The organism is Pseudomonas sp. lyk4-TYG-107, assembly GCF_030209055.1.
In the GTDB taxonomy this organism is placed as follows: domain Bacteria; phylum Pseudomonadota; class Gammaproteobacteria; order Pseudomonadales; family Pseudomonadaceae; genus Aquipseudomonas; species Aquipseudomonas putida_A.
The window spans coordinates 176,751-196,297 of record NZ_JARVST010000012.1 but is presented as its reverse complement, the minus strand read 5'-3'; the positions used below and the strand labels follow the sequence as shown (position 1 = coordinate 196,297).

The 19,547-nt window shown below is 61.8% G+C and carries 16 protein-coding genes; 12 read left to right on the top strand and 4 right to left on the bottom strand.

The window, feature by feature from the left end; all coding sequences use genetic code 11:
- Positions 1 to 25: 25 nt before the first annotated feature.
- Complete coding sequence (locus QRN61_RS12050; RefSeq protein ID WP_041062424.1) at positions 26 to 577, bottom strand: RNA polymerase sigma factor; 552 nt, start codon at positions 575 to 577, stop codon at positions 26 to 28.
- Entirely contained in the window at positions 574 to 1,239 is a 666-nt protein-coding gene (locus QRN61_RS12045; RefSeq protein WP_256584967.1) for a secretin and TonB N-terminal domain-containing protein, read from the bottom strand. The genes QRN61_RS12050 and QRN61_RS12045 overlap by 4 nt, the downstream gene beginning before the upstream one ends.
- A gap of 207 nt (positions 1,240 to 1,446) precedes the next feature.
- On the opposite strand from QRN61_RS12045, the gene QRN61_RS12040 reads away from it, so the two are divergent.
- The gene (locus QRN61_RS12040) at positions 1,447 to 1,791 is read left to right on the top strand and encodes a hypothetical protein (protein ID WP_098964253.1); all 345 of its coding nucleotides are present in this window, start codon (positions 1,447 to 1,449) and stop codon (positions 1,789 to 1,791) included.
- A gap of 235 nt (positions 1,792 to 2,026) precedes the next feature.
- Here QRN61_RS12040 and QRN61_RS12035 read toward each other — a convergent pair whose 3' ends face one another.
- Complete coding sequence (locus tag QRN61_RS12035) at positions 2,027 to 2,467, bottom strand: carboxymuconolactone decarboxylase family protein (protein ID WP_285373860.1); 441 nt, start codon at positions 2,465 to 2,467, stop codon at positions 2,027 to 2,029.
- A gap of 313 nt (positions 2,468 to 2,780) precedes the next feature.
- Here QRN61_RS12035 and pdxR point away from each other — a divergent pair, with 313 nt between their 5' ends.
- The 4 genes from pdxR (at position 2,781) to QRN61_RS12015 (ending at position 6,215) form a co-directional block, all read left to right on the top strand.
- Entirely contained in the window at positions 2,781 to 4,214 is a 1,434-nt protein-coding gene (pdxR, locus tag QRN61_RS12030) for a MocR-like pyridoxine biosynthesis transcription factor PdxR (protein ID WP_097087175.1), read from the top strand.
- Positions 4,215 to 4,337: 123 nt separating this feature from the next.
- Positions 4,338 to 4,631: a putative quinol monooxygenase gene (locus tag QRN61_RS12025; RefSeq protein WP_096797255.1), complete on the top strand. Its 294-nt coding sequence runs from the start codon at positions 4,338 to 4,340 to the stop codon at positions 4,629 to 4,631.
- Between the two features lie 227 nt (positions 4,632 to 4,858).
- Positions 4,859 to 5,260 (top strand): cupin domain-containing protein, encoded by a 402-nt coding sequence (locus tag QRN61_RS12020; protein ID WP_115989607.1) that lies wholly within the window; start codon positions 4,859 to 4,861, stop codon positions 5,258 to 5,260.
- 241 nt (positions 5,261 to 5,501) lie between these two features.
- Positions 5,502 to 6,215 carry an ATPase gene (locus tag QRN61_RS12015; protein ID WP_285373859.1) on the top strand — a complete coding sequence of 238 codons (714 nt, stop codon included), beginning with the start codon at positions 5,502 to 5,504 and terminating at the stop codon, positions 6,213 to 6,215.
- A gap of 188 nt (positions 6,216 to 6,403) precedes the next feature.
- Here the strand turns inward: QRN61_RS12015 and QRN61_RS12010 are convergent, their stop codons facing one another.
- A complete protein-coding gene (locus tag QRN61_RS12010; RefSeq protein WP_285373858.1) occupies positions 6,404 to 11,299 on the bottom strand; it encodes an NAD-glutamate dehydrogenase in 4,896 nt (1,631 codons plus the stop codon).
- Between the two features lie 504 nt (positions 11,300 to 11,803).
- Between QRN61_RS12010 and QRN61_RS12005 the strand changes: the two genes are divergently transcribed.
- The 7 genes from QRN61_RS12005 (at position 11,804) to QRN61_RS11975 (ending at position 19,394) form a co-directional block, all read left to right on the top strand.
- Positions 11,804 to 12,157 carry a hypothetical protein gene (locus QRN61_RS12005; RefSeq protein ID WP_097087167.1) on the top strand — a complete coding sequence of 118 codons (354 nt, stop codon included), beginning with the start codon at positions 11,804 to 11,806 and terminating at the stop codon, positions 12,155 to 12,157.
- A gap of 394 nt (positions 12,158 to 12,551) precedes the next feature.
- Positions 12,552 to 13,511: an AAA family ATPase gene (locus tag QRN61_RS12000; RefSeq protein ID WP_003218556.1), complete on the top strand. Its 960-nt coding sequence runs from the start codon at positions 12,552 to 12,554 to the stop codon at positions 13,509 to 13,511.
- Positions 13,512 to 13,516: 5 nt separating this feature from the next.
- Positions 13,517 to 14,461 carry a DUF58 domain-containing protein gene (locus QRN61_RS11995; protein ID WP_285373857.1) on the top strand — a complete coding sequence of 315 codons (945 nt, stop codon included), beginning with the start codon at positions 13,517 to 13,519 and terminating at the stop codon, positions 14,459 to 14,461.
- A complete protein-coding gene (locus QRN61_RS11990; RefSeq protein WP_007968588.1) occupies positions 14,458 to 14,955 on the top strand; it encodes a DUF4381 domain-containing protein in 498 nt (165 codons plus the stop codon). The genes QRN61_RS11995 and QRN61_RS11990 overlap by 4 nt, the downstream gene beginning before the upstream one ends.
- Complete coding sequence (locus QRN61_RS11985; protein ID WP_285373856.1) at positions 14,948 to 16,027, top strand: vWA domain-containing protein; 1,080 nt, start codon at positions 14,948 to 14,950, stop codon at positions 16,025 to 16,027. The genes QRN61_RS11990 and QRN61_RS11985 overlap by 8 nt, the downstream gene beginning before the upstream one ends.
- Complete coding sequence (locus tag QRN61_RS11980; RefSeq protein ID WP_285373855.1) at positions 16,024 to 17,760, top strand: tetratricopeptide repeat protein; 1,737 nt, start codon at positions 16,024 to 16,026, stop codon at positions 17,758 to 17,760. The genes QRN61_RS11985 and QRN61_RS11980 overlap by 4 nt, the downstream gene beginning before the upstream one ends.
- The gene (locus QRN61_RS11975; RefSeq protein WP_285373854.1) at positions 17,757 to 19,394 is read left to right on the top strand and encodes a BatD family protein; all 1,638 of its coding nucleotides are present in this window, start codon (positions 17,757 to 17,759) and stop codon (positions 19,392 to 19,394) included. The genes QRN61_RS11980 and QRN61_RS11975 overlap by 4 nt, the downstream gene beginning before the upstream one ends.
- Positions 19,395 to 19,547: the final 153 nt, after the last annotated feature.

The window sequence follows — 19,547 nt, the reverse complement described above, 5'->3', positions numbered from 1 at the left end:
AGATTCTCAACGAATTGATCGGGCACTATTCAGAAGACGGTTTTCCGGCCCCGCGACCGAACCGCTGAAACACTTTTCTTTCCAGTTTCGCGGCGCAGAAGCCCAATGCAGCTTTGATTTCCTTCTCGACCATGCGTGTGGAGATGCCGAAGCGCTGGGAGATTTCCAGGTGTGGCGCTTCCTCCAACCGCGCTGCGATGAAGATTCTGCGACGCCGCGCGGGCAGCTCGTAGAGGGCGCTGAGCAGCGACTGGATTTCCTTTTGCCCACCGACCACCCGCGCCGGGTCCAACGCCTCGTCGCCGACTTGCAACAGCTCTTCGACTTCCTCGCCGGTGAGCAGGCGCGCATCGGCCTGACGGCGGTCGGCGGCGATGTTCAGGGCCATGCGATAGAGATAGGCATTGGGCCGCAGCAGGTTCGGCGGCGTTTCCATGCGGTCGACCCGCAGGTAGGTTTCGTGCAGCACGTCGTTGGCCAGGTCTTCCGAGCCGAGACGGCGGCGCAAGCGCACCCGAAAGTCCTCGTAGGACGTCAGGAACAGCTGGACCATCGAACCTTGTCCGGTGTCTTTCATCCCCCGGAAACTCCTTCCCATTTGGTGCATTCCATGCGTTTCCCTGACGACTCCGGTAACAACAGCAACGTGACCGGCTGACGCAACGCGCTGGGCGTCGGCCGGTCGATCCTGAGATTGCGAAAGCTCTCCACCAGCGCGGTATCGCGCCGTACATCGCCGGTGGTGGTAACCAACCGGTTGTGCTGCACCACGCCGTCGCGCCCGACCCAGACCTGCAACACCGCGCGATAACTGCCCGGACGGGTCAGCGGCGAACGGCACAGGTTGCGCTCGATCGCCGCTTGCACGGCGGTGGCGTAGCTGCGACTCACGGCGGCGCTGGCCGGCGTGGACTTTTCCAGGGCCGATGGCACGTCCTCGACCTGCGCCACCTGCAGGGTGAACGCGTCATCGCGGGCATAACGCGCCATCAGCCCGCTGCCGCCGAGCAAACGGCGCAGCGCATCGGCAGCGGTGTATTCGCCATCGACCGCCAACGAGCGCCGGCCACGACTCAACTGACTGTCGACCAGCACCGCAACGCCCGTGGCGTGGCTGTATTGATCCAGCGCCCGGGCCAGGTCCTGCGCCGGGATGTGCAGCGTCATGCGCAAATCGGCCGGCACCGGTTCGGCTGTCGCCGCACCGCTGAACCAGCCAAGCAGCAGCCCCAGACTCACCCGGCGCACGAGAGTCGCTGAACGCTGAAGACCGTCCCTGGAACTGCCTCGCTGCACGGCTGACGTACCCCTGAAAACCGTCATCCTGATGGCTGTTTATGAATCTGGTGTGACGGGCGGTGCAAAAAAACCATCACGGGATTCGCGCGAGGCTTGCACTAGACTCCATACAGAGAACGGCCGCTTCGGGCCGGCCAGGAGGCTTGCATGAAATCACTGTGGAAAATCGCCCTCGGCGGGCTACTGCTGAGCGCCTTCGCCAGTGCCCACGCCGAACAACCGTTGGGCTGTGTGGAGGTGACGGTGGGCGGCTACAAGGCGCCGAATTACGATTGTCTGAGTCAGCAGATGGGTAACAATCCAGAGGGTGCTGCCGCAGCGCAGAAGAATCAGGAAGCAATGAACGTTCCCGTGAACAAACGGCCACCAAATCAGGTTGGCCTCGCAACCCCGGCCGCAACTGGAACACGCATGGGCAACACCTTCGGCACCTCAGTCAAACCACAACGCCCACCCGCCAATAACGGAACATCCCCATTAACCAATAAATGAATCAAACACCTGAGGCTAAGAAACTCACACACCTAGAGGAAGGGGAAACACACCTGTGGCGAGGGGATTTATCCCCGATCGGCTGCGCAGCAGTCGTCAATCCCGCTGACTCGGTTTATCTGAAGGACCCGCGGCGGATAGTTTTGGGCCTGCTGCGCAGGCCATCGGGGATGAATCCCCTCACCACAAGGAATACCTCAATCACTAGAAATACCCCAATTAAAGGGTATGCACGTCAATCGCTCGGGGTTTGGCGAAAGCTCACGGCCAGACGATTCCAGCTGTTGATGGTAGTGACGACCATGGTCAAATCCACCAGTTCCGCCTCACTGAATTGCGCTTTGGCCAACTGATAAACATCGTCCGGCACATGACTCTCGGCCAACAGCGTCACCGCCTCGGCCCAGGCCAACGCCGCCCGCTCACGCGGATTGAAAAAGCCGCTGTCGCGCCACACCGCGATCGCATACAGGCGCCGATCGCTCTCCCCGGCCCGCCGCGCGTCCACCGAGTGCATGTCGGTGCAGAACGCGCAGCCGTTGAGCTGCGAAGCGCGAATCCTGATCAGTTGCAACAGCGGCGCCTCGATGCTCAGGTCGCTGGTCAGCGCCTCCATGGCGATCATCGCTTTCATCGCCTTGGGCGATGCGTTGTAGTAGTCCAGACGCGGGGACATGGGCAGGTCTCGGGAAGCGGAATGATGAGTTCACGGTAAGCGCAGAGCTGCCGGCGTTACAGCCCCAATTCCACGGAATATCGCTACACCACTGCCCCCCGGCCAAACACACAACCTTGTAGGAGTGAGCCTGCTCGCGATAGCGGTCATTCAGTCACCGCCATGTTGGATGTGCCGACGTCATCGCGAGCAGGCTCACTCCTACAAGGGGGACGGTGACCAATTTCGGGTTTTTGTGCTGCGCAACTACTGCCAATCACCCAACAGCGTTAATCTGGCCGACACCTCAATCGCCCCCCGGAGCCGCGTCGGTATGGAACTTCACGTCGTGATCAATGGCCGCAAGGACCTCGCCGGCCAGCTATACAACCAGTTGCGCGGCGCCATCGAGTCCGGGCGCCTGGCCGCCGGCACGCAGTTGCCGCCCAGCCGTCTGCTGGCCGAGCAACTGGGGATCTCGCGCAAGACCATTTCCGACACCTACGCGCAGCTCACTTACGAAAATTTCCTCACCGGGGTGATCGGCAAAGGCACCTACGTCAATGCGCGCCCGGCGCAGATTCAGCGCAAGCAAAGCCACACCGAACTGGCCAGCGCCGAGGTGATCGAGCGCTGGCGCAACCTGCCGGTGTTCTTGCGCCACCCGTCGCTGGAAGGCTCGCTGCGCTACGACTTCATCGGCGGCGCCACCAGCAAGGGCCAGTTCCCGCATGACGACTGGCGCCGCTGCGTGTCGCACGCGATGCGCCAGATGGCCGGCTCCAAAGGTTTCTACAGCGTGCCCGAAGGCCTGCCGGCGCTGCGCAATGCGATTGCCCGGCACATCGCGTTTTCGCGCGGGATCAACTGTCAGGACGAGGACATCGTGGTGTGCAACGGCGCGCAACAGGCGCTGGACTTGATCACCCGCGTGCTGATCAGCCCCGGTAGTCGAGTGGCGATGGAAGACCCGGGTTATCCGCCCGCGCGCCTGCTGTTCGGCACCCACGGCGCCGAGGTGGTCGGAATCCCGGTGGATGCCGAGGGGATTGTGGTCGAGCAGATTCCCGAGGGCACGCGGATGATTTATGTCACGCCGTCGCACCAGTTCCCGCTGGGCATGCCGATGAGCCAGGCGCGCCGCGAGGCCTTACTCGCCAGGGCTTATGAGCTAGGCGCGATCATCATCGAGGACGACTACGACAGCGAGTTCCGCTACGAAGGGCGGCCGACGGACTCACTGTTCAGCCTTGATCAGCGCGGCATCGTGGCCTACGTCGGCACCTTCTCCAAGACCCTGCTGCCGGAGCTGCGCCTGGGTTACGCGATCCTGCCGCCGGCGATTCTCGAAGCGGTGATCCGCGCCAAACAACTCACCGACCTGCACGCCTCGACCCTGCCGCAATGGGCGCTGGCCAAGTTCATTGCCGAAGGCTGCCTGCTCAAGCACATCCGCCGTTGCCATACGATTTACGCCCAGCGCCGCGAACGGATTCTGGCGCGCATGGCCGGTGATCTTTCGCCGTGGCTGGAGGCGATTCCGCCCAGTGCCGGGTTCCACATGGCGGTGTTGTGCAAAGTGCCGATCGACCTGCCGCTGGTGATCGAACTGGCGAAAAAAGTCGAGGTCGGGCTGTATTCCATCGACGGATTCCATTACCGGCAACCGGTGAAGAGCGGTCTGTACTTCGGCTTCGGCGCCATTGAAACCCTCGACATCGACACCGCTCTGGATCGCCTGCGCGACATTCTGCAACAAGTGGCGTGAATGATTGGTCTGGGCGATTAACCGCCGATTGGTTATTGGTGATCAGCAGGTGCAGGCCTATTCTGCACAGGCGTTATCCCTCAATGAGCAGGATTCGTCCGGCCTGATTCAGGAGTGTGAGCAATGTCCAACGAAGTGATCAACACCGTCCAGGTGCGCGCTGCCGCCGGCCGTTCGGAAGAACTCGGCCGGCAGTTGCAGAAGATCGTCGACACCCTGCGCCAGACACCGGGTTGCGACGCCTATATGGTCGACCGCTGCCCCGAGGACAGCCAGCGCTGGACGGTGAGTGCGCGCTGGCAGTCGGAAGCGGCGATGCAGGCGCATTTCAACCGGCCCGAGGCGCAGGGGTTTATTGACCTGATCGATAGCCGCTTGGCCAATAGTGTGGATTTCAACTCCTTTCCGATCATTTGACTTACTGACGCAATCGCTGGCAAGCCAGACTCCCACAGGGTTTCGTGTTGTTAACAATCATATGAACGACAGCAGAACCTGTGGGAGCCTGGCTTGCCAGCGATGGCGTATTCGAAAGCGCTGATATCCCCCAGATTGGTCACCCGATCTTCCCGAATATTGGCCGTTTGAATACCCCACCCCGCAGACTACTGTGGTCACCACCCCTCCCCAACTGGTGATCGAACATGAAAGCCCTGCACCTCTTCACCGCCGTTCTCGCCCTGTCCATGTCTGCCGCCGCCCTGGCTCACGACCCATCCGAGAAAGTCACCGTCCTGCAAGACCAGATGCTGAAAAACGCCCCCGGCAAGAAAGCCATGATGATCGAAGTCGACTACAAACCCGGGCAGTCCTCGATCGCCCACAAACACGACGGCACCGCCATGGCCTACGTGCTCGAAGGCGAAGTGATTTCCCAGGTCAAGGGCGAACAGCCGATCACCTACAAGAAAGGCCAGTTCTGGTACGAACCGGCCGGCTCCGAACATCTGGTGTCAAAAAACGCCAGCAACAGCAAACCTGCGAAGTTGCTGGTGTTCATGGTGTTGGCCCCGGACGAGCAAGTACTGATCCCCTTGAAAAACTGATGGTTGTTGGCACAGCCATAAATAAAAAGGCGCAAAACACTGTTTTGCGCCTTTTTATTTCCCGAGGCAATTAACCGATTCGCCTTAAAGCCAATAAAACTAATGCATCGCCACAACTCGAAAAATTGTCAGCTTATTTACAGGTTGGCGGGTTTAGTCTGAATCAACTGTCGTGCGCCCGTCACCCACAGCCGCGACAACGCTGACTTTCCGACTGAAGTTGCTTCACGGGAGACTCATCATGAAAATTGCTTTTGCCAGTACCTTGGCGATATCGGTTTTAGCCTTGTCCGCCTGTTCAGTACCCACCGCGCCGAAAGCGGTGTCGTCCCTCGATACCCTGTTCACCCAACCGGTCGGCCGCAGCAGCGCCGCCCAGGTGCAAAGCGGTCCCGGCGTGTCACTGGGCGTGGTCTACAGCCCCAGCACCCTGACCAACCGCGAATATCTGCGTGACTATCAGGCCAACGCCGGCACCGGTTTCGGCCAGAGGCTGTTGGTGCAGCCGATCCACGACGCCTACGTCAACACCTCGAAACCGGACATGGCGGTGGACTGGGTCAAGGCCTCGCTGCAACGTCAGTTCGGTTCGGTGACGGTGTACCCGGACATGCAGAGCCTGCGCGCGGCGCACCCCGATGTGGTGGCGATCGTCGACGCCCACAGCCAGTTGATTACCTCGCGCAGCTCCGACATCAAGGCCGATGTCAGTGCGGATTTTTATGATGCGAAGTTGAATTACATCGGCACGGCGAAAGGTTCGGAGGCCAAAGAACTGACACCGGTTTGGGCGGACTTCAAACGTTCGGAAGAGATCGTCGCGGATATTAATCAACAGCAGGATGTGCAAGTTCGGGCGCTGCAGAAGTTTGATCAGTCGCTGAATAACTTATTGACCAGACCGTCAGATAAAGTGTCGATGCTGGATAACAAACAAGCACATAAGTTGTATTGAAAGTAAGGCCCTCATCGCTGGCAAGCCAGCTCCCACAGGGATCTGCGGTGAGCACAAATTCTGTGAACACCCGAGAAACCTGTGGGAGCTGGCTTGCCAGCGATGAGGCCAGATTAATCAACACAAAATTCAGACATAAAAAAGCCCCGGCATCTCACAACACCGGGGCTTCTTCATTCAACCACTACTCAGGCCAGTTCAAGCTCGGCATTCGCAGCAGCCGCAGGCACCACCGCTTGCCCGCTCAACGCGAGGTCCAGCAGCTCACGGTTGGCAACGGCGTACATGGCGTAGTCAGTGCCGCTCGCAGCACGGATTTCCACCAGCATGGCGCGCCAGCGCTCGATCATGCTTTCGTGCTGTGCCATCCACAGCGCCAGGCGTGCTTCCACGTCCTGAGTGCCGTCGCCCTGTTGCAGGACAGAGATGGTGATCGCACGTTGCTGCCAGTCCACATCGTCACGGAACGCTTCACGGGCCAGGGCCTGCCAGTTGTTTTCAACCGGCAGCGCGCTGATCTGTTGCAGGTACCAGGTGATGTCCAGCGCACTGCCCACGGCGAAGTAGGCCTTGGCCACTTCGGCCGGATCCTGACCAGTGACGTCGGACGCTTCGATGATCGGCAGCAGGGTGTACAGGTGCGAGGTACCCGCCACCATACGCGCCAGCAACTCCGGTACACCGGCCGCGACGTAAGCCTGATAACGCGCCTGCCAGTTTTCACGGATTTCGCCGCTCAGCAGTTCGTCGAGCTTCAGCCCCAGCTCCTTGAGGTGCGGACCGAAGTGCGCGACGTCACGGGCAGCGTTCTGCTCGTTGCGACGGGCACGCAGGAACCAGCGTGTAGCACGGCGGCCCAGACGCATCAGCTCGTCCATCAGCTCCAGTTGCACGTCAGCGGAGACCTGGTAGTCCAGCGCTTCGATCTGACGGAACCAGTGCGGGAGGTGGAAGATGTCACGCACGATCACATAGGCGCCGGCCACGTTCGCCGGGCTCATGCCGGTCGACTCTTTGAGTCGTTGCACGAAGGTGATGCCCATGTGGTTGACCAGATCGTTGGCGATCTGGGTGCTGACGATCTCGCGCTTCAGACGGTGACGACGCATGGCTTCGGAGAACTTGCTGACCAGGGTCGGCGGGAACGCCGTTTCCATGTCGCGGGTCAGGTAGTCGTCGTCCGGCACCAGCGAGTTCAGCAGCTGTTCCTTGAGGTCGATCTTGCTGTACGAGATCAGCACCGACAGCTCGGGACGGGTCAGACCATGGCCTGCCGCAACGCGCTCGTTGATCTGCTCTTCGGTCGGCAGGAACTCGATGGCACGGTCCAGCTTGCCACGGCCTTCCAGATCGCTCATCAGACGCTTGTACTCGGCAATGCGCTCGTAGGCACGACGCGCCGCCAGGGACAGGGCCTGGGTCTGCTTGTAGTTGTTGCCCAGCACCAGACCACCGACTTCGTCGGTCATGCTCGCCAGCAACTGGTTGCGTTGCTTGTCGGTCATGTCGCCGGCCTGAACCACTTCGTTCAGCAGGATCTTGATGTTCACTTCGTGGTCGGAGCAGTCCACGCCACCGGCGTTGTCGATGAAGTCGGTGTTGGAGCCGCCGCCATTCAGACCGAATTCCACGCGACCCAGTTGGGTCATGCCGAGGTTACCGCCCTCGCCCACGACTTTGCAGCGCAGCTCGTTGCCGTTCACGCGCAGCGCGTCGTTGGCCTTGTCGCCCACGTCGGCATGGCTTTCGCTGCTGGCCTTGACGTAAGTACCGATACCGCCGTTCCACAGCAGATCCACCGGCGCCTTGAGCAAGGCGTTCAGCAGTTCGGTCGGGGTCAGCTTGTCGGCCTTGATGTCGAAGCGTTCTTTCATCTGCGGCGAGATGGCGATGCTCTTCGCGCTGCGCGAGAAGATGCCGCCGCCTTCGGACATGATGCTGGTGTCGTAGTCGGTCCAGGCCGAACGCGGCAGGTCGAACATACGCTGACGCTCGACGAAGCTGGTCGCCGGGTTCGGGTTCGGATCGATGAAGATGTGCATGTGGTTGAACGCAGCGACCAGTTGCAGCTTGTCGGACATCAACAGGCCGTTACCGAATACGTCACCGGCCATGTCACCCACGCCGACCACTGTGATGCTGTCTTCCTGGACATTGATGCCGCGCTCGCGGAAGTGGCGCTGTACGCCGACCCACGCGCCCTTGGCGGTGATGCCCATTTTCTTGTGGTCGTAACCGGCGGAACCACCGGAGGCGAACGCGTCACCCAGCCAGAAGCCGTAGTCGATGGCGATGCCGTTGGCGATGTCGGAGAAGGTCGCAGTGCCCTTGTCCGCGGCCACTACCAGGTACGGGTCATCGTCGTCATGACGCACGACGTTGGCCGGCGGCACCAGCGCGCCGTCTTTCAGGTTGTCTGTGATGTCCAGCAGACCGGAGATGAAGATGCGGTAGCAGGCGATGCCTTCGGCCGCGATCTCGTCACGGCTGCCGCCCAGTGGCAGGCGACGCGGCAGGAAGCCGCCCTTCGCGCCCACCGGCACGATGACCGAGTTCTTCACTTGCTGGGCTTTTACCAGGCCGAGGACCTCGGTACGGAAGTCTTCTTCACGGTCGGACCAGCGCAAACCACCGCGAGCAACGTTGCCGAAGCGCAGGTGCACGCCTTCGACGCGTGGCGAGTAAACGAAGATTTCGAACTTCGGTACCGGCTTCGGCAGCTCAGGGATCGCGTGCGGGTTGAACTTGAAGCTGAAGTACGACTTGTTCTGGCCGTTGGCGTCAGTCTGATAGAAGTTGGTACGCAGAGTGGCTTTGATCAGGTCCAGGTAACGACGCAGGATGCGGTCTTCGTTGAGCACCTGAACATCGTCCAGTGCGGTCAGAATCGCCTGCTCCAGACGCTGTTGCTTGTCTTCCAGATCATCGCTGCCCAGCTTGCGCGCCAGGTAGAAACGGGTCTTGAACAACCGGGTCAGCTCGCGAGCGATATCGGTGTGGTTGTTCAGGGTGCTGGCGATGTAACCCAGGTCGAAGCCCAGACGGATCTGCTTCAGGTAACGGGCGTAGGCACGCAGCAGCGCCACGTCACGCCATGGCAGACCGGCGGTCAGCACCAGACGGTTGAACGCATCGTTCTCGGCATCGCCACGGACGATGTGGACGAACGCGTCCTGCAGGGTGTCGTTGAGTTGCTGGATGTCGAGGTCCAGGCCTTCGGCGGCAGTGAACGCGAAGTCGTGAATCCAGAACTCGCGGCCGTTGGTGTGGCGCAGACGGTACGGGAATTCACCCAGCACGCGCAGGCCGAGGTTTTCCAGAATCGGCAACACGTCGGACAGCGCCAGCGGGGTGTCGGCGTGGTACAGCTTGCAATGCAGCTCGCGTTGGCCGGAGACCTGGCCCAACGGCTGATAGAAGCTCATCACCAGCGGATTTTTTTCGTTCAGGCTCAGCAGGTGCTGCATGTCGACCACGGCCGAATGCGCCGCGAAACGCTCGCGGTAACCTGCCGGGAAGCCTTTCGGGAAATCCGCCAGCACGTTGGTGCCGTGGGCTTCGCCGAAGCTTTCGACGGTCAGTGCGGCGTAGTCGTCCTGCCAGCTGCGGCAGGCCTGCACCACTTCTTTTTCCAGCAGCAGCGGGTCGATGTCGATGCGGTTCTTCGGATCGACGCGCAGAATCAGCTGCACGCGAGCCAGCACGGACTCGGAGAAGAAGGTCCAGAACTCGCAGTCGGTGGCCTTCAGGCGCTCCATCAGCACCTGCTGGATCTTCTGGCGCACTTCGGTGGAATAGATGTCGCGCGGCACGTAGGCCAGGCAGTAGCAGAAGCGACCGTACGGGTCTTTGCGCAGGAACACGCGGATCTTGTTGCGTTCCTGGATCTGCACGATCGACATCACGGTGCTGAACAGCTCGTCGACCGGGGTCTGGAACAGGTCGTCACGCGGCAGTACTTCGAGTACCTGCGCCAGTTCCTTGCCCAGGTGAGCCTTGGACTGGAAGCCGGAGCGGCGTTCGATTTCTTCGACCTTGCGACGGATGAACGGAATGACCCGCACGCTCTCGCCATACACCGAGGAGGTGTACAGGCCCATGAAGCGGTGTTCCTTGATGACGTTGCCGTCAGCGTCGATTTCACGGATCGACACGTAGTCCGGGTAGGCCGGACGGTGTACGCGGCTCGGGTGCGCAGCCTTGGCGAACGACAGCAGGGTCGGTTCGCGCAGGTAGTTCACTGCGTAGTCTTCGATGTGCCGGTCTTCGTTGGTCAGACCGGTGCGCAGCAGTTTGGTCAGACCGAGGAAGGAATTCTGGTCGTATTCGATATGACCGCCATCGGCCTGATCGACAACGGTGAACTCTTCGTAGCCGAGGAAGGTGAAGTGGTTACCCACCAGCCATTCCAGGAAGCTCTTGATTTCAGTCTTTTCGTCGGCATCGACGGCGAATGCGCTGTGATCGAGCTTGGTGAGGATCTCCTGCACCTTGGCCTTCATCGGCTCGAAATCAGCGACCGCGACGCGCACTTCACCGAGCACCTGCTCCAGCTCTTTGCTCAGCACATTCAGTTCGGCCGCGTTGGCGCAGCGGTCGATTTCCAGGTACATCAGCGACTCGTGCAGCACGCCTTCGCCGGTGCTGCCCTTGGGCAGGATTTCCAGCAGCTCGCCCTTGCTGCCACGGCGTACGCTGAGCACGGTGGTCTGCAGGGTGTGGATGCTGTAGCCGCGACGGTTCAGCTCGGTGCGGACCGAGTCGACCAGGAACGGCAGGTCGTGGTGCAGAACCTCGACCGCGGTGTGGGTCGACTGCCAGCCGTGGCGTTCGTAATCAGGGTTGTAGACGCGCACTTGCGGTTGCGCGTGATCGAAGCGCTCAAGCAGGCGCCACGCGGAAAGAGTACAGCCAGCGAGGTCGGAGAGGCGACGTTGAGTCAGCTCGTCCAGGGAAATGATGCCGAAGAATTGTTCAGCGAACAGCGCCACTTGTGGCAGTGCCTGTTCACTGATGTGCTGCGCCAGTGCCGCTTGCAGTTGGTGCTGGAAGTCGGCTTTGCTGGCTGCGGTGAAGAACGCCATCTGTGGTACTCCGCTTAAGCTTGTTATTGATGGAAAGCGTCGCGTGCAACACCCCTTTCGGGGCTTGTGTCGCCCTGTTCCTGATTCTCGGGCAGAGGAAACAGGGGGCAGGTGGGTGAAGCTGGACGAGACACTCAGGTCACATTCACCTTCCATTGAATGGGCATCTGCAAAAACGACTGTCGAGGCTGCCGACAATGCCTTTACGGGTGCTCATCCGTTGCGCAGCTTAATGGGTGCGACAATGTGTCTGCTTGCGGTGCTGCGACATATTCGGTCATTGGCACGTAAACCAAGGCTTTGGCAACGGTAAACACTAGCATTCATGGCGCAAAACGCCGGCCTGAATGCCCGTATTTACGGTACATCTGTGCCAGAAGTGACCATTGACCTGTGTCGCGTTCACGACACATCCTCTGACACTCTCACATGCAGAAATTCCCGAGGGCTGGCAGAATCGCGCCCAATTGCGACCAACACGCCCGCCGAGGCAGGAATTCCCCCATGCAAATGACCACCGCCCTACTGATCGTCAACCCATGCGACGACGAAGAAGACAACATGGCCATGCTCTGCTGCCATAGCGACAAGGGCGACATGTTTCTGATGAGCCGCTACCCGGACGAGGACGAGCTGGAGATCACCCTGGATGGCGAGCCTTCGACGCTCGACGGCGTGAAAGTCACCCTGACCAAGACTCTGCTGAAGATTGAAATCGCGGCGGCGGATGCCGATGCGCTGAATGGCGATGATGTGCTGGAAATTACCTTCAATCCGGACATGGTTGATCTGGATGAGGTTGAGGAAACCCTGAAGAACATCCTTGATGGCACCGGGACCTATATCAGCCAGATCTGATGCTGGCTGGACTGGCCTCATCGCTGGCAAGCCAGCTCCCACAGTGGCCGATGTGTTGCACAAATCGCATTCGCACTTCTGATACCCGTGGGAGCTGGCTTGCCAGCGATGAGGCGAAATTTGACGTTGTCTGGACTGCCCCCTTCGCGAGCAGGCTCGCTCCCACTTTGACGGGTGTACGCCGTTCAAATGTGGGAGCGAGCCTGCTCGCGAAGGCGTCCGAAAGAACACTGCACCTTTCTCCGGCTACAAAATTCCAACAAATCCCCCAGTCATTTCCCGCACTTTGCGCAAAATGCCGTTAGTCGCCGCCCCCCTCGATGGATTAAAGTAACGCCCCCAGCCCCGGCGTTATCCGAACGCCTGCGGCCACCCTTTCCAGGAACAGTCACCGATGGAACATCGTGAAGCGCTGCTGGCGCTGCGAACCTTTCTTTCAACGCAGATTCTCGGCCAGGAAAAACTCATCGAGCGTTTGCTCATCGCCCTGCTCGCCGACGGCCACATGCTGGTCGAGGGCGCTCCGGGTCTGGCCAAGACCAAAGCGATCAAAGAACTCGCCGAGGGCATCGAAGCCCAGTTCCATCGCATCCAGTTCACCCCGGACCTGCTGCCGGCCGACATTACCGGCACCGAGATCTATCGCCCGGAAACCGGCAGTTTCGTGTTCCAGCAAGGGCCGATCTTCCACAACCTGGTGCTGGCGGACGAAATCAACCGGGCGCCGGCCAAGGTGCAATCGGCGCTGCTCGAAGCCATGGCCGAACGTCAGGTCAGTGTCGGGCGCAGCACTTACGAGCTGTCGCCGCTGTTTCTGGTGATGGCCACGCAGAACCCGATCGAGCAGGAAGGCACCTACCCGTTGCCCGAAGCCCAACTCGACCGCTTCCTGATGCACGTGAAAATCGGTTTCCCGGATGCTGCCGTCGAACGCCGCATCCTGCAGCAGGCCCGTGGCGAAGCGCTGAATGGCGAAACCAAGCCTGAACGCCGGGTCAGCCAGCAGGCGATCTTCGCTGCGCGCAAGGAAATCCTCGGTCTGTACATGGCCGACGCAGTGGAGGAATACCTGGTGCAACTGGTCATGGCCACGCGCACCCCGGCCAAGTTCGACCCGGAAATGGCCGAGTGGATCGCCTATGGCGCCAGTCCACGTGGCTCGATCGCCCTCGACCGTTGCGCCCGGGCCCACGCCTGGCTAGCCGGTCGCGACTTCGTCAGCCCGGAAGACATTCAGGCGGTGCTGTTCGACGTGTTGCGTCACCGCATCATTCTGTCGTTTGAAGCCGAAGCCGCAGGCATCGATCAAGATCGGGTGGTGCAGCGGATTCTCGACGTCGTAGCCGTCGCTTGACCCCCATGAACGCCCCCCTGCCGTCCGAACCGGGCATCCGCATCAGCCTCACCGATCTGATCGAGATGCGCCACCGTGTGCGCGAAGTGCAGCTGTTTTCCACACCCAGTCAGCGCAGCCCGCTGATCGGCCTGCATCACTCGAAATTCCGCGGGCGCGGGGTCGACTTCGATCAGGTGCGGGTCTATCAGGCCGGCGACGATGTGCGCACCATCGACTGGCGCGTGACCGCGCGTACCCAGGAGCCGCACACCAAGCTGTTCCATGAAGAACGCGAGCGACCGATTTTCATCATGGTCGAGCAAAGCACGCGGCTGTTTTTCGGCTCCGGGCTGATGTTCAAGTCGGTGCTTGCAGCGCAAGCGGCGGCGCTGATCGGCTGGGCGGCGCTGGGGCACAATGATCGGGTCGGCGGGCTGGTCTTTGGCGACAACGAGCATTACGAAATCAAACCGCGCCGCAGCAAGCAGAGCCTGCTGCAATTGCTCAACCGCCTGGTGAAGGTCAATCAGTCGCTGCACAGCGAACGCGAGCCGGACCGCGACGCCCTCGGCGTGGCGCTGCGCCGGGCGCGTGAGGTGTTGCGCCCGGGCAGTCTGGTGATCGTGATCTGCGACGAGCGCGCGCTGTCCGACAGCGCCGAGCAGCAACTGAGTCTGCTATCGCGTCATTGCGATCTGTTGCTGTTGCCGCTGTCCGATCCACTGGATCACGCCCTGCCTGCCGCCGGGCTGCTGAGATTCGCGGAAAGAGGCGCACAACTGGAACTCGACACCCTCAATTTCGATCTGCGCCAGACCTATCGCGCTCAGGCCGAAGCACGCATCGCCCGCTGGGAATTGCTCGCACAAAAACTGCGGGTGTTGTTGATGCCGTTGAGCACGCAAAGCGAAATGGTCGAGCAGATGCGCGAGTTCCTCAATCCGCAGCGTCCGGGGAGCAGTCGATGAACGGCCTCGAACAACTGCAACCGCTGATTTCCCCGCCGCCGATCGACTTCTGGCCTCCAGCACCGGGCTGGTGGCTGCTGCTGTTATTGCTGCCGTTGCTGGGCTTCGCCGTGTGGCGTTTGCGCCGGTTCATTCCGACCAGGAAACGCCCGATCGTGCGCGCCGAACAGCCGCTCGACCCCGTGCGCATCGCCGCGCTGGCCGAACTGGCACAGATGCCCAAACCCTACGACGGCGCACCGGCCGGTGCCTGGCTGCAGCAGCTCAACGGTCTGCTCAAACGCCTGTGCCGCAACCACTACCCCTACAGCCAGAGCCACACGCTCAATGGCCGCAAATGGCTGGCGTTTCTCGACAACCGTTGCCCGGCCGCTGGCCTGACGCGCTGGATGGTGCTGGTCGAAGGTGCTTACAAACCCGAATGCAAACTCGACGACAAAGCCATCGCCGGCCTGACTCAAGCCGTCGACACCTGGATTCGCAAGCATGTTTGAATTCGCCTGGCCGTGGATCTTCGTGCTGCTGCCGCTGCCGTGGCTGATGCGTCTGGTGCTGCCGGTGGCCGACAGCGGCGAGCCGGCGCTGCGCGTGAGCTTCCTCTCCGACCTCGAAGGTCTGGCACGGCGCCGGGCCCGCGCCAACCTGCCGACGTGGCGCCAGCAAGCGCCGTTCCTGCTGCTGTGGCTGTTGCTGCTGAGCGCCGCCGCACGTCCGCAATGGCTCGGCGAACCGTTGCCGATTGCCGCCAGCGGCCGCGATCTGCTGGTGGCGGTGGACGTGTCCGGCTCGATGGACTTTCCCGACATGCAGTGGCAGGACGAAGACGTCAGTCGCTTGTCGCTGGTTCAGCATCTGCTCGGGGATTTCCTTGAAAGCCGTGATGGCGACCGCGTCGGTCTGATCCTGTTCGGCAGTCAGGCCTATCTGCAGGCACCGCTGACGTTCGACCGGCATACCGTGCGCGTCTGGCTCGATGAAGCGCGCATCGGCATCGCTGGCAAGAACACCGCCATCGGCGATGCGATCGGTCTGGCGCTGAAGCGCTTGCGCATGCGTCCGGCGCAAAGCCGGGTATTGATTCTGGTCACCGACGGCGCCAACAACGGCGGCGAAATCGATCCGTTGACTGCGGCGAAACTGGCCGCCAGCGAAGGGGTGAAAATCTACCCGATCGGCATCGGTGCCGACCCGCAAGACAGTGGCAGCACCGGCCTGCTCGGGGTCAATCCGAGCCTGGACCTTGACGAACCAGCCCTCAAAGCCATCGCCAACACTACCGGCGGGCAATACTTCCGCGCCCGCGACGGCAAAGAGCTGCAAGCGATCCGCGACACCCTCGATCAACTTGAACCGGTGACTCAGCAACCGACCCAGGCGCGCCCGGCGCAAGCCTTGTATCAGTGGCCGCTGGCATTGGCCCTGCTGCTTAGCCTGTTGCTGGTCGCCCGCGAATTGTGGCCGGACAACCCGCTGCAACGCCTGTTTACCAAGGAGCTGTATCTGCAAAGTCCGCTGCCTGACTGGCGCGAGCGTCTCAAGCGCCTGCGTCTGCGGAGGCGCCGATGATCGCGCTCTGGCCGCACTGGTTCCGCCCTTGGTGGCTGCTGCTCCTGCCGCTGCTCGGCTGGCTGATCTGGCAACTCTGGCACCGGCAGAAACGCGCCGGACGCTGGCAGATGATTCTGCCGCCGGCGTTCCACGCGACGCTGCTCAGCGGTGGCAATGGCCGCGCCAGCAAGCTGCCGTGGGTCGCCCTTGGCGTGGCGTGGCTGCTGACCATCGTCGCCCTGCTCGGGCCGAGCTGGGAACGCGTCGAACAGACCAGCCAGAAACCTGCCGACCCGCTGGTCGTCGTTCTGGAGCTGACCCCGGAAATGCTCGCCACTGACTCGCCGCCAACGCGACTGGAACAGGCCCGGCGCAAGCTGTTCGACCTGTTGCAGGCACGCAGCGATGCGCAGACCGCGATCGTCGTCTACGCCGGCAGCGCGCACACGCTGGTGCCGCTGTCGGATGACCTGGCGACCAGCCACAATCTGCTCGACGCCCTCAAGCCGTCGCTGATGCCGGAAAGCGGCCATCGCGCTGATCTCGGCGTGAGCAAAGCATTGGCCTTGCTCAAGCAAGGCGCGCTCGGTCAGGGACGGATTCTGCTGATCGGCTCCTCGCTGACCGAAGAAGAACGCCAAGGCATCCGCCGCGCCCTCGGCCAGCAATCGGCACAACTGCTGATGCTCGGCATCGGCACCGCTGAAGGCGCGCCGATCGCTCAGGAGGACGGCAGTTTCCTCAAGGACGAACAGGGCGCGATTCGCGTGCCGCAACTCGACAGCCCGGGCCTTGGCGCATTCCTCGCCAGCGTCGGCGGCGAGTACCACAGCGCGCGACTGGACGAGTCCGATTTGCGCGCCCTCGGCCTGCTCGATGGCCCGCGCAGCCTGCGCGACGATGGCCAGACCGTGCGCCTCGACACTTGGGCCGATCAGGGTTACTGGCTGTTGTTGCCGCTATTGCTGCTGGCTGCCTGCGCCGGACGGCGTGGCTGGTTGTTTTGTCTGCCCTTGCTGTTGTGCCTGCCGCAGCCAAGCTACGCTTTTGACTTCGAAGACCTGTGGCTGCGCCCCGATCAACAGGGCCTGCACTTGCTCAAGCAGAAACGCCCGGCCGAGGCTGCCGAACACTTCGAAGATCATCAGTGGCAAGGGGTAGCGTTGTACGAGGCCGGCGATTACAGTGGCGCCGCTCAGCGTTTCGCCGAAGGCAGCGATGCCCGTGCCCACTACAATCGTGGCAACGCGCTGGCAAAAAGTGGTGAGCTGGAAGCGGCGATCGATGCCTATGAACAGGCGCTGGAACTGCAACCGGATTTGCGCCCGGCGCTGACCAACAAGGCCCTGGTGGAAAATCTGCTCAAGCAGAAGAACACCCCGCCACCGGCCGAACCACAGCCACAACCGGCGCAGCCGAATGTGCCCGGCGATGAACCACCGCCAGCGACCACGCCGCCACCCGCGGTGAAAAGTGACACCCCGAGCGAGGCGCAGCCCGGCGAGTCGGCCAGCGAACCGCCACCGACCACCCCGCCGCAACCGGGCCCCAACGAAGTGCCGGGCAGCGATGAAGCGGAAGAAACCGACACCGTGCCAACGCTGCGTCCGAGCGAAGACAACCTCGAAGGCGAGCAGCGTCAAGCACTGGAACAATGGCTGGGCAAGATTCCCGACGACCCGGGCGAACTGCTGCGACGCAAATTCTGGTACGAACAGCAACAACATCAGGATCAGGAAAAAACTCGATGACCCGTTTCACCGCTCTCTTGCTGCCCCTGCTGCTCTGCACGGCCACCGCCCAGGCGGCCGAGCTGACGGCCAGCGTGGATCGCAGTCGCCTGAACTCCGGCGAGACGGTCGAACTCACCCTCGAAACGGATGATGTCACGCAGTTCGGCAAACCCGACCTGACCCCGCTGGAACCGTTGTTCGAGGTGCGCGGCACGCGTCAGGTCAACCAGTTGAACACCCTTAATGGCGACACCCGCGCCACCACGCGCTGGATCATTACCCTGCTGCCGAAAGAGAACGGCAGCGTGGTTATTCCGCCGCTGCAACTGGGTGAGGTGCAGAGCCAGCCGATCACCGTGCAAGTGGTCGAAAGCGACATCCGCGAAGAGAAAAACAACCTGGACCCGGTGTTCATCGAGGCCAGTCTCGACCAGTCCAGCGTGTACGTGCAGGCCCAGGCGATCCTGACCCTGCGCATCTACCACTCGGTGTCGCTGTATGACGACAGCAGCCTGACCCCGTTGCAAATCGCCGATGCACGCATCGAGCAACTGGGCGACACCCGCACTTACGAGAAAGACATCAACGGCGTGCGCCATGGCGTGATCGAGATGCGCTATGCGATCTACCCGCAGCACAGTGGCTTGCTGACCATCGCCCCTCAGACTTTCAGCGCCACACTGGTCGACACCCAACCCGCTCAGGACGCGACCGCGCAAGGCCCGAAACCGGGCAAGCTGCTGCACGTCAGCTCCTCAGAGATTCCGCTGACGGTCAAACCGAAACCCCTGACCTACCCGGCCGATGCGCCGTGGCTGCCCGCGCGTAGCCTGAGCCTGAGCGAAAGCTGGAACCCGGAGCCGGATCACCTTCAGGTCGGCGATTCCCTGACCCGCAGCCTGACTTTAAAAGCCGAAGGCCTGGCCAGTTCGCAGTTGCCGGCCCTGCCCGCCACCGAGGCCAACGGCCTGCGCCGTTACCCGGATCAACCGGTGCTGAGCAACCAGAGCGGCGAGCGCGGCCTGATCGGCAGCCGTGAAGAACGCGAAGCACTGGTGCCCAGCCGCAGCGGCGCGATCGAGTTGCCGACCGTCGACGTAATCTGGTGGAACACTTTCGAAGATCATCTGGAACACACCAGCCTGCCGGCGCGCACCCTGCAAGTGGCGAACAACCCGAGCCTGCAGGTCGACACCCCGGCCGGCACTCTGCAAGTGAGCGCCATCGATAACGATGTGTTGTGGTGGTGGAAACTCAGCACCCTGAGCCTCGCCTGCACCACCCTGCTCGGCTTCGGCCTGTGGTGGCGTGCGCGCTGGCAACCGGCGGTGCACCGCGCCGCCCAAACCGGGCCGAGCCCGCGCACCTTGCTGGACGACATCAAACGGGCGTGCCAGGCGAATGATCCGCAAGCGACGCGGCAGGCGCTGGATGCATGGGCGCGGCAGCAGCCGGAGACTTTGGCTGATATGGCGGCGCGCTTCGTACCGCTTTCCGACGCCCTCGACGGCCTCAACGGTGCGCTGTACAGCGAGACCGGGCAGCTTTGGCAGGGTGAGGATCTGTGGCGGGCGATCCGCACGATTCCGGCGGCGGAACGGGTGCAGGATCCGGTGGGTGACAGCGGGTTACCGCCGCTCTACCCGAAGTAATCCTCCCCAAGAGATAGTGAAGCCCTGTGGCGAGGGGATTTATCCCCGATGGGTTGCAGAGCAGCCCCGAACTCTACAACTCAGGTCTGCCTGACACACCGCATAGCCTCATTTTACGACTGCTTCGCAGTCGATCGGGGATAAATCCCCTCG

Bases quoted from the DNA above. Each gene is read 5' to 3' on its own strand.
- QRN61_RS12005 (WP_097087167.1), top strand. From the start codon at position 11,804: ATGCAAATGACCACCGCCCTACTGATCGTCAACCCATGCGACGACGAA.
- QRN61_RS12020 (WP_115989607.1), top strand. From the start codon at position 4,859: ATGAAAGCCCTGCACCTCTTCACCGCCGTTCTCGCCCTGTCCATGTCT.
- pdxR (WP_097087175.1), top strand. From the start codon at position 2,781: ATGGAACTTCACGTCGTGATCAATGGCCGCAAGGACCTCGCCGGCCAG.
- QRN61_RS12050 (WP_041062424.1), bottom strand. From the start codon at position 577: ATGAAAGACACCGGACAAGGTTCGATGGTCCAGCTGTTCCTGACGTCC.
- QRN61_RS12015 (WP_285373859.1), top strand. From the start codon at position 5,502: ATGAAAATTGCTTTTGCCAGTACCTTGGCGATATCGGTTTTAGCCTTG.
- QRN61_RS11985 (WP_285373856.1), top strand. From the start codon at position 14,948: ATGTTTGAATTCGCCTGGCCGTGGATCTTCGTGCTGCTGCCGCTGCCG.
- QRN61_RS11990 (WP_007968588.1), top strand. From the start codon at position 14,458: ATGAACGGCCTCGAACAACTGCAACCGCTGATTTCCCCGCCGCCGATC.
- QRN61_RS12025 (WP_096797255.1), top strand. From the start codon at position 4,338: ATGTCCAACGAAGTGATCAACACCGTCCAGGTGCGCGCTGCCGCCGGC.
- QRN61_RS11975 (WP_285373854.1), top strand. From the start codon at position 17,757: ATGACCCGTTTCACCGCTCTCTTGCTGCCCCTGCTGCTCTGCACGGCC.
- QRN61_RS11995 (WP_285373857.1), top strand. From the start codon at position 13,517: ATGAACGCCCCCCTGCCGTCCGAACCGGGCATCCGCATCAGCCTCACC.
- QRN61_RS12000 (WP_003218556.1), top strand. From the start codon at position 12,552: ATGGAACATCGTGAAGCGCTGCTGGCGCTGCGAACCTTTCTTTCAACG.
- QRN61_RS12040 (WP_098964253.1), top strand. From the start codon at position 1,447: ATGAAATCACTGTGGAAAATCGCCCTCGGCGGGCTACTGCTGAGCGCC.
- QRN61_RS12010 (WP_285373858.1), bottom strand. From the start codon at position 11,299: ATGGCGTTCTTCACCGCAGCCAGCAAAGCCGACTTCCAGCACCAACTG.
- QRN61_RS11980 (WP_285373855.1), top strand. From the start codon at position 16,024: ATGATCGCGCTCTGGCCGCACTGGTTCCGCCCTTGGTGGCTGCTGCTC.
- QRN61_RS12035 (WP_285373860.1), bottom strand. From the start codon at position 2,467: ATGTCCCCGCGTCTGGACTACTACAACGCATCGCCCAAGGCGATGAAA.